Origin of the sequence: Rhizobium sp. NFR12, from assembly GCF_900108545.1 — a bacterium.
GTDB lineage: Bacteria > Pseudomonadota > Alphaproteobacteria > Rhizobiales > Rhizobiaceae > Neorhizobium > Neorhizobium soli.
Genome location: NZ_FNWM01000003.1, coordinates 22,093 through 37,633 on the forward strand (window position 1 = coordinate 22,093; position 15,541 = coordinate 37,633).

At 59.9% G+C, this 15,541-nt stretch carries 15 protein-coding genes; 12 read left to right on the forward strand and 3 right to left on the reverse strand.

Annotated elements, in window-relative coordinates; genetic code table 11:
• Window positions 1-25 precede the first annotated feature (25 nt).
• Together BLW69_RS13555 and BLW69_RS13560 are read left to right on the forward strand one after the other, a co-directional pair.
• Window positions 26-691 carry a nucleoside triphosphate hydrolase gene (locus tag BLW69_RS13555; RefSeq protein WP_092662624.1) on the forward strand — a complete coding sequence of 222 codons (666 nt, stop codon included), beginning with the start codon at window positions 26-28 and terminating at the stop codon, window positions 689-691.
• 56 nt (window positions 692-747) lie between these two features.
• The gene (locus BLW69_RS13560) at window positions 748-1,617 is read left to right on the forward strand and encodes a D-psicose 3-epimerase (protein ID WP_092662625.1); all 870 of its coding nucleotides are present in this window, start codon (window positions 748-750) and stop codon (window positions 1,615-1,617) included.
• 95 nt (window positions 1,618-1,712) lie between these two features.
• Here BLW69_RS13560 and BLW69_RS13565 read toward each other — a convergent pair whose 3' ends face one another.
• Window positions 1,713-2,522, reverse strand: a complete 810-nt coding sequence (locus BLW69_RS13565) for an inositol monophosphatase family protein (RefSeq protein ID WP_244508832.1) — start codon at window positions 2,520-2,522, stop codon at window positions 1,713-1,715.
• 315 nt (window positions 2,523-2,837) lie between these two features.
• Between BLW69_RS13565 and BLW69_RS13570 the strand changes: the two genes are divergently transcribed.
• From BLW69_RS13570 to BLW69_RS13615, 10 genes are all read left to right on the forward strand, one after another.
• Window positions 2,838-4,187 (forward strand): ABC transporter substrate-binding protein, encoded by a 1,350-nt coding sequence (locus BLW69_RS13570; protein WP_092662629.1) that lies wholly within the window; start codon window positions 2,838-2,840, stop codon window positions 4,185-4,187.
• Between the two features lie 102 nt (window positions 4,188-4,289).
• Window positions 4,290-4,841, forward strand: coding sequence for an SIS domain-containing protein (locus BLW69_RS13575; RefSeq protein WP_092662631.1), 552 nt, complete (start codon window positions 4,290-4,292; stop codon window positions 4,839-4,841).
• Window positions 4,842-4,908: 67 nt separating this feature from the next.
• Window positions 4,909-5,823 (forward strand): carbohydrate ABC transporter permease, encoded by a 915-nt coding sequence (locus BLW69_RS13580; protein ID WP_092662632.1) that lies wholly within the window; start codon window positions 4,909-4,911, stop codon window positions 5,821-5,823.
• Complete coding sequence (locus tag BLW69_RS13585) at window positions 5,823-6,641, forward strand: carbohydrate ABC transporter permease (RefSeq protein WP_092662634.1); 819 nt, start codon at window positions 5,823-5,825, stop codon at window positions 6,639-6,641. The genes BLW69_RS13580 and BLW69_RS13585 overlap by 1 nt, the downstream gene beginning before the upstream one ends.
• Window positions 6,638-7,543, forward strand: a complete 906-nt coding sequence (locus BLW69_RS13590) for a sugar phosphate isomerase/epimerase family protein (protein ID WP_092662636.1) — start codon at window positions 6,638-6,640, stop codon at window positions 7,541-7,543. Before BLW69_RS13585 ends, BLW69_RS13590 begins: the two co-directional genes overlap by 4 nt.
• Before the next feature lie 18 nt (window positions 7,544-7,561).
• Window positions 7,562-8,560 (forward strand): sugar-binding transcriptional regulator, encoded by a 999-nt coding sequence (locus BLW69_RS13595; protein WP_092662638.1) that lies wholly within the window; start codon window positions 7,562-7,564, stop codon window positions 8,558-8,560.
• A 56-nt stretch (window positions 8,561-8,616) separates the two neighbouring features.
• Window positions 8,617-9,699, forward strand: coding sequence for an ABC transporter ATP-binding protein (gene ugpC, locus BLW69_RS13600; protein WP_092662640.1), 1,083 nt, complete (start codon window positions 8,617-8,619; stop codon window positions 9,697-9,699).
• 17 nt (window positions 9,700-9,716) lie between these two features.
• Window positions 9,717-10,754, forward strand: a complete 1,038-nt coding sequence (locus tag BLW69_RS13605) for an NAD(P)-dependent alcohol dehydrogenase (protein WP_092662642.1) — start codon at window positions 9,717-9,719, stop codon at window positions 10,752-10,754.
• 29 nt (window positions 10,755-10,783) lie between these two features.
• Window positions 10,784-11,512, forward strand: a complete 729-nt coding sequence (locus BLW69_RS13610) for an SDR family oxidoreductase (RefSeq protein ID WP_092662644.1) — start codon at window positions 10,784-10,786, stop codon at window positions 11,510-11,512.
• A gap of 36 nt (window positions 11,513-11,548) precedes the next feature.
• Window positions 11,549-13,159, forward strand: a complete 1,611-nt coding sequence (locus BLW69_RS13615; protein WP_092662646.1) for an FGGY-family carbohydrate kinase — start codon at window positions 11,549-11,551, stop codon at window positions 13,157-13,159.
• Between the two features lie 150 nt (window positions 13,160-13,309).
• Here BLW69_RS13615 and BLW69_RS13620 read toward each other — a convergent pair whose 3' ends face one another.
• Both BLW69_RS13620 and BLW69_RS13625 read right to left on the reverse strand, forming a co-directional pair.
• Window positions 13,310-13,891, reverse strand: coding sequence for an NAD(P)H-dependent oxidoreductase (locus tag BLW69_RS13620; RefSeq protein ID WP_092662648.1), 582 nt, complete (start codon window positions 13,889-13,891; stop codon window positions 13,310-13,312).
• Between the two features lie 238 nt (window positions 13,892-14,129).
• Entirely contained in the window at window positions 14,130-15,539 is a 1,410-nt protein-coding gene (locus BLW69_RS13625) for an FAD-binding oxidoreductase (RefSeq protein ID WP_092662650.1), read from the reverse strand.
• Window positions 15,540-15,541 lie beyond the last annotated feature (2 nt).

The following is a 15,541-nucleotide window of genomic DNA, read 5'->3' on the forward strand; positions in this document are numbered from 1 at the left end:
CGCACAGACGGGGTGGAGGCATCAAATGGCTGATACGGTATCATCGGGGATCGAGGCGACGGCAAGGACCATCGCCACGGCGTCTGCCGAGCGCTTCGATGCGCTGGGTCGAAAGCGAGTTCTCGTCGCCATTGCCGGCGCACCGGGTTCCGGCAAATCGACGCTGGCGGAACAGGTTGTTGATCTGCTGACATCACAACACGGGCTCAAAGCCGCGCTTTTTCCCATGGACGGCTATCACTATGATGATGCCGTGCTGAACGAGATGGGTCGGCGTGCGTTCAAGGGCGCCATCGATACCTTTGATGCGCACGGTCTGCGGCACATGCTGCAGCGCCTGAAGGCGAATGAAGACGATGTCATCGCGGTTCCCGTCTTCGACCGGTCGATCGAGATTGCCCGCGCCGGCGGTCGGCTCATTCCCCAGTCGACGGATATCATCGTCTGCGAGGGCAATTACCTGCTGGCACAGCAGGCGCCCTGGAACCGGCTGAAGCCCATCTTCGATCTCACCGTTTTCGTAGACGTGCCCTTGAAGGACTTGCGGCAGCGTCTTCAAAACCGCTGGCGCGGCTTCGGCCTTTCCCTTGAGGAGATCAACAAGAAGGTTGAAGAAAACGACCTGCCGAACGGCATCTTCATCGCAGCCAACAGCGCCGAGCCCGATCTGCGTGTGAGCAATAGCGGGTAACCCGATCTGCACATCAGCAAAGCCACTAAAGACTTCAATTCCAAAGGGAGACATTCATGAAACACGGCATCTACTATTCCTATTGGGAGCATGAGTGGAGCGCGAAATTCGGCCCCTATATCGAGAAGGTCGCCAAGCTCGGCTTCGATGTGATCGAAGTTGCTGCGCACCATATCAATGACTATGACGACGCCGAACTTGCCGCCATCAAGCAGAGTGCCATCGACAATAATATCATTCTGACGGCCGGCATTGGTCCGTCGAAGAGCAAATATCTGGCCTCGCCCGATGCAGACGTGCGTGCGGCCGGCAAGGCCTTTTTTGAAAAGACGCTGAGCAACGTTGCCAAGCTTGATATCAAGACGATCGGCGGGGCATTGCACTCCTATTGGCCAGTCGATTATTCGCAGCCGGTTGATAAGGAAGGCGACTGGGCGCGTGGTGTTGAAGGCATTCATGGTATCGCCGACTTCGCCAACAATCTCGGCATTAACCTTTGCATCGAGGTGCTGAACCGCTTCGAGAACCACGTTCTGAACACCGCAGCCGAAGGCGTCGCCTTCGTCAAGGAGGTCGGCAAACCGAACGTCAAGGTGATGCTCGACACCTTCCATATGAATATCGAGGAAGACAGCTTCGGAGATGCGATACGCACCGCCGGATCGCTTCTGGGCCACTTCCATACCGGCGAAAGCAATCGCCGTGTCCCAGGCAAGGGCCGGATGCCCTGGCACGAGATCGGTGCCGCCCTCCGCGAGATCAACTACAGCGGCGTGGTCGTCATGGAACCCTTCGTCAAGACCGGTGGCACCATCGGCTCGGACATTCGCGTCTGGCGTGACCTAACCGATGGTGCAAACGAAGCCAAGATGGATGAGGATGCTCGCAATTCTCTGGCGTTTTCGAGGTTTGTCCTCGGCGGCTGACCTGTCGCCCTGAGATATCTCCAAGCGAGGTTGGTTCTTCGGTCAAGAAGAGCGAACCTCGCGCAGTGGCGATAAGACATTTTCCAGCCGATCCCTCACATGCCCTCATCGCGCATTGCACTGATGCGCTTGAGATTGTCGAAGACATTGCGGTTTCCCGCCCATATCTCGCCCGGTTCCGACAGGCTGCCGGCGAATTCCGCCAGACCGCCAGCCTCGCGGATCAGCACGATGCCGGCCATGCAGTCCCAGCAGAATAGGGTCGGGTCGTAATAGCCGGCTAGCCGGTTGGCTGCGACATAGGCGAGCATCAAGGCACCCGAACCAACGCGGAAGAGGACACCCCCTTCCTGGTACAGGCGCGTGACGAAGGCACCGACCTTCAGGGGATCAGCTCTTTCAGTGCCGCCGAAGCCGACTGTCGTGGAGCGAATGGTCCAATCCTCGTTGATCGCGAGACGCCTTCCGTTCAGGGTCGCACCGCAGCCCAAGCTGCTGACATAGACTTCGTCCAGGATGGGGGCCACGACCACGCCGACCACCGGTTCGCCTTGATGGAGCACTGCGACCGAAACGGTCCAGTTTGGCTGGCCCACCAGAAAGGCCATGGTTCCGTCGATGGGATCGATGACCCAGTCGAAGCCGGAAATGCCGGTCGTTGATCCCGCTTCCTCCCCGACGATGCCATCCTCCGGAAAGGCCTGCCGGATCATCTGGCGCAGATAGGTTTCCGTCGCCTCGTCGGCGGCGCTCACGATATCCTGCGAGGAAGCCTTCTCTATCCAGCCGAGCTTTTCCGGTGTCGCCAGGAACGAACGGGCCTTGTCTCCCGCTTTGCGCGCAACGTCTTCGGCGAGCTTGCAGCGAATGGCAATATCGTTGGGATTGCGGTGATGATGAACCAACGGCTGCCTCCCGTTTCCTGTGTCTCGTGGCATCCTAATTCGCACAACGATGCTATTGCAAATATAAAAATACAGATGTATCAATAATCCACCCCGCCGAGAGGGACGGCGAGCTTAAGTCACTGATATCGATTGCCAAACGCGCTGTATTCGCGAATGGCGAAGCCATGTCTTTTACTGGGCTCGAAGGGGTAAATGCCGGTTCTTGGGAGGCCCGGATGGAGGTGGTGCCACGACTGGACCTTCTCGGACCCCCTTCGTCTGAAGATCGAACGAGGCTGCCGGGGAGGCGGCTTTCACCGTAGGAGGAGTGGAATGAAACGTCTGTTGAGAATCTGCGCCAGCGTACTGGCTCTTGCGACTGCCAGCGCCGTGATGCCGCATGCGGCGCATGCCGATTGGCTGGAAAATGCTGCCAAGCCGCTGAAGGGTACGGAAATCAGTGGGATCTTTCTGGATCGCCCTGGCTATCGCGCCATCATCAAGCTTCTGCCGGAGTTCGAAAAGAAGACCGGCATCAAGGTCAATTACGAAATCGTTCCCTACGAGAACACCCGCGAGAAGGAAGTCCTGAACTTCACGTCGCAGGGTGACATCACCATGGCGCTCGTCGATCTGGTCTGGATCGGTGAGTTTGCGGAAAACGGCTGGATCGAGCCGATTGATAAATTCGCCGAGGACAAGTCGATCACCGACCCCAACCTGAAGCTGGATGGCTTCTTCCCGCTTCTGCTCGACGCCTTTGGCTCTTGGGGCGGCAAGACCTATGGCCTGCCCTTCGACAACTATTCCGGCCTCTTGTTCTACAATTCCTGCAAGCTGAAGGAAGCCGGCTTCGACAAGCCCCCGGCAACCTGGGACGAGGTGATGAACGTCTACGGCCCCAAGCTGACGGATGCATCGAAAAACCAGTATGCCTTCGCGCTTCAGTCGCTGCGCGGCGAAACGCAGTCGGCCGACAGCTTCATGCGCTTCCTGTGGCCCTTCGGAGGCTCGCTGCTCGACAAGCAGTTCAAGTCCAACCTGATGAGCAAGGAAAGCCAGGCCGGCCTCAACTTCCGTCAGGCCCTGATGAAGTACATGCCGCCGGGCATCGTCAGCTTCGACCATGCAGAAGCGGTCAATGCGCTGGCACAGGGCCAGGTCGCGATGATCACCGAGTGGTCGGCATTCTATGGAACGCTGGTCGATCCGGCCACGTCAAAGCTTGGCGACTGCCTTGCTGTTGCTCCGGAACCGGCTGGCCCGGCTGGGCGTCTGCCGGCGCTTGGCGGTTTCTCGCTGGCTGTGGCTGCACAAGCCACCGAGGAGCAGAAGAAGGCCACCTGGCTCTTCATCCAGTGGGCAACCTCGGAAGATATTGCCAAGTCCTACGTGGAAGCGGGCGGCGTCTCGGGCCGCATGTCGATCTACAACGACCCGGCGATCAAGGCGAAGTACAAGTTCGTCGAGCCGATGGTGGCCTCCTGGCAGAAGGGCGTGCCGGAATTCCGTCCGCGCTTCCCGGCATGGCCGGCCATTTCCGAAGTCGTTGCCGAATGGGGCTCCAAGGTCATGCTGGGTGAGGTCTCCGTTGAGGCTGGCTCCAAGGAGATCGGCACCCGCATGGAAGATATCCTGAAGAAGGAAGGCTACTACGACGGCAAGAAGAAGCTGTTGCAGTAAACCTCTGACACTCTCCAGCACCTGCCAGGGTGTTTGCAGGTGGATGGTGGCGCGCGGTCGCCATCATCCACGTCACTCTTCGGATCCTGCGGAACAGAACCCATGCTTCATCTTCATGAAAAGGCGCTGGCGGAACTTGGCCATTGCATCGCCGGGATCGATCATACCCCATTTGCGGCGGCAACCGACGCCATCGCTACGGCCAATCGCATCGCACTCTACGGTGTGGGCCGCGAGGGACTACAGATCAAGGGGCTGGCCATGCGCCTCTTCCATCTGGGCCTGAAATCCGCGGTGGTGGGAGATATGACCACTCCACCGGTCGAAAACGGCGATCTCCTCATCGTCTCGGCAGGCCCCGGCGATTTCTCAACCGTGTCGGCGCTGATTGGCATTGCAAAGGCTGTTGGTGCCCGGGTTCTGGTGGTGACAGCCCAACCTTCCGGAGCAGCTGCTGCGAAAGCGGATTTGGTGTTGCATGTTCCGGCACAGACCATGGCGAATGATCAAGGTGGGGGCACCTCGGTGCTGCCCATGGGTTCGCTTTACGAAGGCGCTCTTTATGTTGCGTTCGAGCTGCTCGTGCTTGCCGTGCGGGACAAGCTCGGCGTGACGCCCGCTGCCATGCGCGCCAACCATACCAATCTGGAATGAGGGAATTTGCGCTGCTCCCCAAGGGCCAACGCTACCCCTTCCATCCGGGCATGAACAGGATAAGTCGATGACGAGGATGACGCCTCAACCCAAGCTCAGACCCAATCGCGGTTACGGCCGCTGGACACCGTTCTGGTTTCTGGCACCGGCTGTCTTCACGCTGTTTATCATCGGCATTTATCCAACGATCTTTGCGGTGGTGACGTCATTCAGACGGTACAATATCGCGCGTCCGCGGGATGGTTTTCCGTTTATCGGGCTGGAAAACTACATATCCGTGCTGACCGATGGCACCTTCTGGGCTTCGCTGTTTCTGACGGCGAAGTTCTACATCACGGTTCTGCCTGTCGAGATTGCGCTCGGCCTGATGATCGCGCTTCTTCTGCACAAGACGGGCATGGGTTTCCTGAAATCGCTGGCGCGCGTCACTCTGGTGGTGCCGCTCGCCACCACTTATGCCGTGGTCGGCCTCATCGGGCGGCTCATTTTCAATCGTGATTTTGGGGTGGCAAACTGGTTCCTCGATGCGCTCGGTATCGGCGGGCTGGATTGGCTGGGCTCGCAGGCGGGTGCCTTTGCGGCCATCGTCATCATGGATATCTGGCAATGGACGCCCTTCTGCGCCCTCATCTTTCTGGCTGGTCTCTCCATGGTGCCGGGTGAAATCGAGGAAGCGGCGCGGCTGGAAACCTCCTCCAAATGGGCGCTCTTGAAGCATGTGCAGCTTCCCTATCTCATGCCAGGTTTGACGGCGCTTCTGATCCTGCGCTCAGCCGATGTGCTGAAACTTTTCGATATGGTGTTCGTCATGACGCGCGGCGGGCCGGGCTCCGCCACAGACCTCGTTTCCATCTACATCCAGCGTGTCGGATTCCGCATCTTCGATCTCGGCACGGCATCGGCACAGGCCATCCTGCTGCTGGTGATCACCATCCTGCTCAGCCGACTTTACATCCGCGTTCTCTACAAGGAGGTGAACTGATGCGTCTTTCGTCCGGTACCATCCTGTATGCCCTTGGCCTGACCGCCGTCATCCTGTTCACACTGTTTCCTTTCTACTGGATGGTTTCGGCGAGCTTCAAGACGCAGGCCGATATCCTGGCTTCGCCGCCGGTCTGGATGTTTGCCCCGACGCTCGATAACTACCGAGAAATCTTCGCGGATTCGAAGGTGATTGGAGCTGTCGGCAATTCGCTGATCATAGCCACGGCGACAACGGCACTTGCCGTTCTTCTGGGCGCACCCGCCGCCTTCGCCCTTGCCCGCTACGAGTTTCGCGGCAAGTCCGACCTCTGGTTCTGGTTCATTTCCAACCGCATGACGAGCCCGATCGTTCTGGCGCTCCCGGTCTATATTCTGGCACTTCAGTTGAGGATGCTCGATACGCATCTCGTGCTGATCCTGATCTATCTCACATTCAACCTGCCGATCGTGGTGTGGATCTGCACGGACCAGTTCAAGTCCATCCCGCCTGATCTTGAACAGGCGGCGCGTCTGGACGGTGCCGATCAGTTCACCATTTTCCGCAAGATCTACCTGCCGCTCGGCGCGCCGGGCATTGCGGTCTCGGCCATCTTCTCCTTCATCTTCTCCTGGAACGAATTGCTCTACGCCCTCGTGCTGACCCGCCGTGATGTGCAGACCGCCCCGGTCGTCGCGACCAGTTTCATGTCCGGCTATGAACTGCCCTGGGGCAAGATCATGGCGACCGGGACCGTCATCGTTCTTCCTGTCACCATTTTCGCGCTGATCGTATCGCGCCACATGGTGCGCGGCCTTACAATGGGAGCGACGAAATGAATGCGGCGAACCCTTTGGGCATCAACCTCTCCTTCTGCGTCAAGCGTTGGATCACGCCTGAGCTCTGGGCGCCCGTGGTGCGGGATCAACTGGGCCTGGACCTCATCCAGTTCTCCTTCGATCTGGTCGATCCGATGTGGCCAGCGCCTGTGCTTTCCCGCCAAGCGAAAGATGTGAGAAAGGCGGCAGACGATCACGGCATCTTCATTCACAGCGCCTTCATCGGGCTTGCGCATTACACCTTCAATCAGTTGCTGCACCCGGATGAGGACGTGCGCGCTTTCGCCGAGGCATGGCTTGAACGCGCCTATGGTTTCGCCGCCGAGGCCGGCATTCCGGGCGTCGGCGGTCCGCTGGGCGCTATTGCCTCCCGCACAGATGGAAGCGAGGCGCAAGCCATCGATGAACGCGATTATACAGGCCTGATTGAGCGGATGCTGCGCCTGGGCGACAAGGCAAAGGCGGCCGGTCTTTCCGAGCTTTACGTCGAGCCGACGCCGATGCGCCGCGAATGGCCGTGGACCGTCGACCAGGCGCGCCAGATGATGACCGATGTGGCCGGATCCGCGACACCCTGGAGCCTCTGCGTTGATTGGGGGCACGGCACCTTCCAGCCGCTTTATGGCGAGCGGGCAGATACAATGGAGCCATGGTTCGCCCAATTGAACGATGTCATCGGCGCTGTGCACATCCAGCAGACGGATTTCCAGTTCGACCGACACTGGGATTTCACGGAACAAGGTCGAGTCGATCCCACTGAGGCCAAAGCGTTGCTTGCCCGCACGGGACTTGCGCAATCTCCGGTATTCCTCGAAGTGTTCTACCCATTCGAACGAGATAGCAAATCCATACTGGATGCATTGAAGGCATCGGCCGCGTCGCTCAAGCAGGCCTTTGCCTGAATTAGGAGACGACGAACCATGCCGCCCAAGGGAACCGAGACGCCGACGACAACGATGGAAGACATGGACGCGCAGCAGATCCGTGCGCGTGTCGCCTGGCTCTATTTCATCGGCGGCCTGACCCAGCAGGAGATCGCTGATCAACTCGGGCTTACCCGTCTTCGGGTGAACAAGACGCTTGGACAATTGCGCACGGACGGATCGGTCGTGGTGGACATCCGACTGCCGATGGCCAATTGCATCGAGCTTGAGAACAAGGTGAAGGAGCGATACGGGCTGGATGAGGTCTGCGTCATCCCGACTTTGCCCGACGATCAGGAAAACCAGCGGGCCGTCGGCGATGCCGCGGGCGGCCTTCTCGACAAGCTGTTGGAAGATGGCATGGGGCTTGGCGTCGGTTGGGGAAAAACCCTGACGGCAGGTCTCAAACGGCTGACGCCACGTCCTCTTCCCGATAGCTGGGTCACGTCCGTCATGGGCGGTCTGACGCGCGGTTCCGGCTCCAGCACTTTCGAGGTTGCGACAGGCTATGCGCGGGCGATTTCCGCCGAATGCTGGTATCTCACGGCGCCTCTCTATTTTCCTTCGGTGGAGAGCCGGGAGGCGCTGCTTGCCCATCACGGCATTCGCGAAACCATGCGTCGCGCGCGATCCGTCGATGTGGCGCTAGTTTCCTGCGGCGACATGACCACACGTTCTATCCTCGTGCAGACGCCGACCGTTTCCGAAAATCTGGATAGCCTTCTTGCAGCCGGCGCCGTGGGCGACCTGCTCGGCGTGTTTCTGGACGCCGATGGCAAGCCTGTCGATCATCCGTTGCACGAGCGGGTGCTGTCGCTGACACCGGAGCAGTTGAAGTCGGTCAAGCATTCCATCCTGGCCTCGGGCGGCTGGTACAAGGTCGATATCATTCGCGCCATCCTGCGCGGCGGCTATGTCAAGCGTCTTGTGACCGATGAGAACTGTGCGACCGGCCTGCTGCAGACCGAAATCCAGAGACACACCAAAGGCAAATAGAGAAGGCGCTGCTGGAGGATCTGCCCCGGTATCGCGGAATTGGGAGTAACGTGAACATGACTTTCCTGCAGCTGGACAACATCAAGAAGACGTTCGGGGAACTCAGCGTCATCAAGGGTGTCAACATTTCGGCCTCCAAGGGGGAGTTCGTGGTTTTCGTCGGCCCCTCCGGCTGCGGCAAGTCCACGCTGCTGAGGATGATCGCCGGTCTTGAGGACGTATCGTCAGGAACGCTCGCCATCGACGGCAAGGACGTGACCTACGAGGAGCCGGCGAAGCGCGAAGTCTCGATGGTCTTCCAGTCCTATGCGCTATATCCGCATATGAGTGTGTTCGAGAACATGGCCTTCGGCCTGCGCATGGCGAAACTGCCGGAAGACGAGATCAAGCGTCGCGTCGCCGAAGCGGCCCGCATCCTGCAGATCGAGCCCCTCTTGGAGCGCAAGCCGCGCGCGCTTTCCGGCGGTCAGCGCCAGCGCGTTGCAATCGGTCGATCGATCGTTCGCAACCCGAAAATTTTCCTGTTCGATGAGCCGCTCTCGAACCTCGATGCGGAACTGCGCAGCCAGATGCGTGTGGAAATCGCCAAGCTGCACCGCAATCTCGGTGCAACCATGGTCTATGTCACCCATGACCAAGTTGAGGCCATGACGCTGGCGGACCGCATCGTCGTTCTGCGCGCCGGTCTCGTAGAGCAGATCGGCTCGCCGACCGAGCTTTACGATCATCCGGCGAACACGTTCGTGGCGGGCTTCATCGGTTCGCCGAAGATGAACTTTCTCAAAGCCAAGGTGACGGGTGCCGATAGCGCCACCCTGCAGCTTTCGCATCCGGCCTTTGAGGCTGGATCCCTGTCTCTCACGCATCTCTCCGCAGGTAAGGCGAAGGTTGGCGACACACTGACGGTCGGCCTTCGACCCGAACATCTGGATGTCGCGGCTGCGACGCCACTCCTCAAGCTGACCGCTGACTTTTCCGAGAACCTGGGTGGCTCAACGCAGATCTACGCACGAACCGGCGAGGAAACCATCATCATCCTCGCCAACGGGCGGCCGGATCTGACGCCTGGCGCTCAGATCACCGCTGGCATCGATCCGGGCCACATCTATCTCTTCACCCCGGATGGCCTGGCACTCTGACCTGAGGATGTGACCACATGAAAGCTCTGGTACTGGAACGCAAAGGCGAGCTGGCGATCCGCGATATCGATCTGCCGCGCGAAGTCGGCCCCGGCGACGTCAAGGTCGCTATTCACACCGTCGGGGTCTGCGGCAGTGACGTCCACTATTACACCCATGGCGCAATCGGTTCCTTCATCGTCAAAGAGCCGATGGTTCTGGGTCATGAAGCGGCGGGCACAGTGATCGAGGTCGGCTCGCAGGTGAAGACGCTGCAGGTCGGCGACCGGGTTTGCATGGAGCCAGGCATTCCCAACATGGAATCGCGGGCCTCCAAGCTTGGCATTTATAATGTCGATCCGGATGTCCGCTTCTGGGCGACGCCGCCTATTCATGGCGTGCTGACGGCGGAGGTGGTTCATCCGGCCGCGTTTACCTACAAGCTGCCCGACACTGTATCCTTTGCCGAAGGCGCGATGATCGAACCCTTTGCGGTCGGCATGCAGGCAGCCACCCGTGCGCGGATCACACCCGGCGATGTCGCTGTCGTCATCGGCTGCGGCCCGATCGGCATCATGACGGCGATTGCCGCACTCGCCGGAGGCTGCTCACGCGTCATCATCTCGGATCTCAGCGCGCCAAAGCTTGCTATCGCCGGGCAATACGCGGGTGTCACGCCCGTCAACATCAAGGAAACGTCGCTGCAGGATGCCGTGATGAACGCAACCGATGGCTGGGGCGCGGATGTGATTTTCGAGGCGAGCGGCAGTCCGAGAGCTTACGAGGGTATCTTCAATCTCATGCGTCCGGGTGGCACGCTGGTCCCGGTGGGCCTCCCGATCGAACCGGTCAACTTCGATGTGCCTGCTTCGATTATCAAGGAAGCACGCATCGAAACTGTGTTCAGATACGCCAACAATTTCGATCGCGCGGTCAACCTGATCGCATCTGGCAAGGTCGACCTGAAACCGCTCATCACGGAGACCTATGCGTTTTCCGATAGCATCGCTGCCTTTGAACGGGCGGCGAAAGGTTTGGCGGAAGATGTGAAGCTGCAGATCCGGCTTGCCGATTAACCGAGGCGCAACGCCACAGGAGTTTCATCATGACGAAGAGTATGGACGGAAAGGTCGCGGCTATTACCGGGGCCGCTTCTGGGATCGGGCTTGCTTGCGCGAAAAAGCTGATCGATGAGGGCGCGACTGTCGTGCTTGTCGATCGCGCCGAGCACAGGCTGAAGTCACTTTGCGAAGAACTGGGCGAGCGCGCCCGCATGGTGGTGGTCGATCTCCTCGATGGGCCACGCGTCTCCGGCCTTCTTCCGCGCATTCTGGACGTGGCGGGAAGGCTCGATATCTTCCATGCCAATGCGGGTGCCTATGTCGGCGGGGCCGTGGCAGAAGGCAATCCCGACGCATGGGACCGCATGCTGAACCTGAACATCAATGCGGCATTCCGCAGCGTCCAAGCGGTTCTGCCGCATATGATCGCACAGAAGTCCGGCGATATCCTCTTCACCAGTTCGGTTGCCGGTGTGGTTCCCGTCGTCTGGGAGCCGATTTATACCGCTTCCAAATTCGCGGTGCAGGCTTTCGTGCACACGACGCGTCGCCAGGTTTCAGAGCATGGTATCCGCGTTGGTGCTGTTCTTCCCGGTCCCGTCGTGACGTCTCTCCTGGATGATTGGCCGAAGGAAAAAATGGATGAGGCGCTGGCGAATGGCAGCCTGATGCAGCCGCAGGAAGTGGCGGAGGCAGTCTTTTTCATGTTGTCGCGTCCTCGCAATGTGGTCATTCGGGATCTTGTGATCTTGCCGAATAGCGTCGATCTATAGGCACGACACGATATCGATTAGCCGGAGGAGTGAGGCATGAGCGGTTCTAGGTATTTTATCGGCGTGGACGTCGGCACGGGCAGTGCGCGCGCCGGCGTCTTCGATGAGAAGGGTGAGTGCCTTGGAACCGGCAAGCGCGACATCGAGATCTATCGCGATCACGCTCACATGGTCGAGCAATCCAGCGCCAATATCTGGGCCTCGGTCTGCCATGCAGTTCGCACGGCTCTTCAGCAGGCGAAGGTTTCGCCAGATCAGGTCGCAGGCCTCGGTTTCGATGCGACCTGCTCCCTCGTCGTTCTCGGCGAGGGCGGACGTCCGCTGCCCGTTGGTCCTTCGGACGATCCGGCGCGAGACATCATCGTCTGGATGGATCATCGCGCTGTCGAACAGGCCGAGCGGATCAATGCGCTCGGTCACGGCGTGCTGCGCTATGTCGGAGGCCGTATTTCGCCCGAAATGGAAACGCCGAAGCTCCTTTGGCTCAAGGAAAATCGCCCGCAGGTTTTCCTTGAGGCCTGGCAGTTCTTTGATCTGGCCGACTTCCTCACCTGGCGCGCCACGGGCAGCCTCGCTCGCTCTACCTGCACGCTTGCCTGCAAGTGGACCTATCTCGCGCATGAAAGCCGCTGGGACCCCACCTATTTCCGCCAGATCGGATTGCAGGAACTCGCCGACGAGAATTTCGCCCGGATCGGCCAGGAGATCGTCGAGCCCGGCACCGCAGTCGGGCAGGGCCTGACGGACGCGGCGGCAGAGGAGCTTGGTCTTCGTCCCTTCACGCCGGTGTCCGCCGGCATGATCGACGCGCATGCCGGCGGTATCGGCACCGTTGGCATTGGCGGCACGCCGGAACTGAACCTCGGCTATGTTTTCGGCACCTCATCCTGCACGCTGACCTCCACCAGCAGCCCGAAATTCGTCCCCGGCGTCTGGGGGCCCTATTTCTCGGCAATGGTTCCCGGGCTGTGGCTGAACGAAGGTGGTCAGAGCGCGGCTGGCGCTGCGATCGATCAATTGATCAGCTTTCATCCCGCCTTCCATGAGGCGAGCGCGCGGGCGAAGACGGAAGGTCTTTCCCTGCCCGTGATGCTGGCCAATCTGGCGCTACAGGCAGTATCCTCGACGTCGCACGTCGTCTCCCTGGCGAAGGGTCTGCATGTTCTTCCAGAGTTTCTCGGCAACCGTGCACCTTTTGCCGATCCCGCCGCACGCGCTGCCATCGCCGGTCTCGGCATGGAAAGGGATCTCGAAAATCTGGTAGCGCTCTATGTGGCTGGGCTCTGCGGCATAGGCTACGGCCTGCGCCAGATCATCGAAGCACAGGCAGAGGCTGGCGCAGATGTGCAGCAGATCATCATCAGCGGTGGCGCTGGCCAGCATGATCTGACCCGCCAGATCCTGGCAGATGCGAGCGGAAAGCCGGTGGTTGCACCAAAGACGTCGGAGCCTGTCCTGCTCGGAGCAGCGCTCTTGGGAGCGACTGCGGCGAAATCTTTCACTGATCTGAGGCAGGCTATGCAAGCGCTCAGCAAAGCGGGCCGCATCTACGAACCGGCTTCCGGCGATATCCGAACCATTCACGACCGGCGCTTCCAAGCTTTCCGGACGCTCCAGTCGGAATTACGCAAGATCAGGGACTTTTAGCTCTCCGTCACGGACGTTGCGACACCAAAGCAAACGCGATGACAGCTACGGACGCGTCACGGCAAGTTATAGAAGCATCTTTGCACTCAGGCCCGCGCATGCCACGCTAGGTTCAAGGCCATGAAAAAGGTCTTCAATCCTTTTTCCGTCTCAGAAGTTTTCCATCTCGCGGCGGACCCTAGCCATGAATGCTGCGCGCGTTTCTTCGGTGCAATTGTTCATGTCGTAGTGGGCGAGATATGTGACTGGGGCGCCGATCTTGATTTGGGCGCGGATGACGCGCTTGACGATCTTCTTCGGCGGATTGCCGGCGAGGAAGGCCCGCATCGGGGTGGCACCATAGGTCATGACGGCTGCGAGTTTCCTGATGTGGCGTAACGTCGGGGTGAGCCTGCCATCCGCGAGGTCAAAGGAGACGCCGGGCAGCCAGACGCGGTCGAAATAGCCCTTCAGCATGGCCGGGAAGCCGAAGTTCCAGACGGGGGTGACGATGACAAGTGCTTCCGCTTGTCTCAGGCGCTCGACATAGGGCTGCACGAGGGAGAGGTTGTCGGGAATGTCGTGATAGACGCGGCGGTCATGGGCGGAGAGGACCGGGTCGAAACCCTCCTCATAGAGATTGCATCCGTCGACCTCATGGCCGGACTTTTCCAGGCTCTCGCAGGTGAGCTTGTAGAGCGCCCGGCCGAAGCTCTCTTCGAGGGGATGGGAGTGGAGGACGAGTACGCGCATGTCAAAAGCTCCAAGTCGTTGCCCGCCGCATCAGCGGTCGGGGTTCCAGTTCGAAAACTTCCGCGCCGTTTGTCCCAGCATGCTGATCCGTCGCCGCCTTTAGCCGAGGGATGGAGGATGCCATGTCGTGAAAGGCATGGGCCGGAAAGGTCTGGCCGGGAGTACCTTCGGAATGGGGTGTGGTGGCGGTCAATCGTTGCGGCTCCGGAACGGGGGAGCCGCAACGCATCGTGTGCGCCTATGAGGCTTCGGAAAAGACCCCCAGCCCCGGAAACAGGTAGTTCTTCCCCGCCGCAAAATCGAAATCCGGGTTTTCCCACGCAATCATCTTGCCGGGGTTGAGCAGGCCCTTCGGATCGGTTTCCTTCTTGAAGGCGAGCTGGACGTGGTCGGTCTGCTTCATGCCGCCTTCTTCCAGCGTGTAGCGATGCGGGTTGAAGATCGGGCAGCCGTTTTCCTCGTGGATGCGGATGATTTCCTCCAGCCGCTCCTTCGTCGTGTAGCGCACCAGCGGCAGGCCGGCGCACTGGATTTGGCCGTCGAACTTGATGAATTCGAGATGGCCGATGACTTCGTCGGGGAAGAGTTCCGTCATGGTGCGGACCTTCTCGACGTGGTCGGGGCCGGGATACTGGACCTGCAGATAGGTGATCGCGGGATCGACCTTCAGCGCGCGGAGCGTCGTGTGGTTCCAGGTGAGCTCGAAGGCATGCGGGATGCCCTTCATGCTCTCGACCGTATCGGAGCGGAAGCAGACATCGCCCTTCATCTTCTCGGCGAAGGCGAGGAAGGGTTCGAGGGAATGGGGCGCGACCATCAGCACCACCACCGACTGGCCTTCCTTCAGCCAGGGCTTGTGGCGGGTGAAGTAGTCGTAAGGGATCGGTGCTGCGATCGGGGCGACTTCCTTCAGGAGGATGCCGTTCTTGTGGGCAAGCGCATCGGCGAATTTCACCGCATCCATGAAGTCGTCATAGCCGACGATGACATCGACCCAGTCGTAAGCAGGCGCCAGCGGCATCTCGACTTCGGTGATGATGCCGTTGGTGCCATAGGCATGGGAGACCTTCTGCAGGTCCCAGGCGGAGAGTTCGAGCACGCGCGGCTCGGCTTCCATGGTTACGACGCGCAGCCTCAGGATATTGCCGAGATCGCGCAAGCCGCCCCAGGTGATCGAGCCGACACCGCCGGAGCCGCCGGCGATGAAGCCGGCGATGCTGGCGGTCTGCTTGGTGGAGGGATGAAAGCGCAGTTCTTGGGCCGAATGTTGCTTGGTCTGGCGGTCCAGTTCGGAGATGATGATGCCGGGCTCGCAGATGACGCGGCCGGGCAGGATCTCTTTCACCTTGTTCATGTTGATGAGGTTGAGCACGATGCCCCCCGAGAGCGGCATGGCCTGGCCGTAGTTTCCGGTGCCTCCGCCGCGCGGGGTGACGGGCACGCCATGTGCATAGGCGACCTTCAGGGTGCGGATCACCTCTTCTTCCGTGGTCGGCAAGACGATGAGGTCGCCGATCACGTTGTCCAGCTCGGCCTTCAAAATCGGCGAATACCAGTAGAAATCGCGGCTTTTCATTTTGATCAGAGCCGGATTGTCCTCGACGGCGATGCCTTCCAGCTCCTCGATGATTTTGGCGTAATCAGCCATGT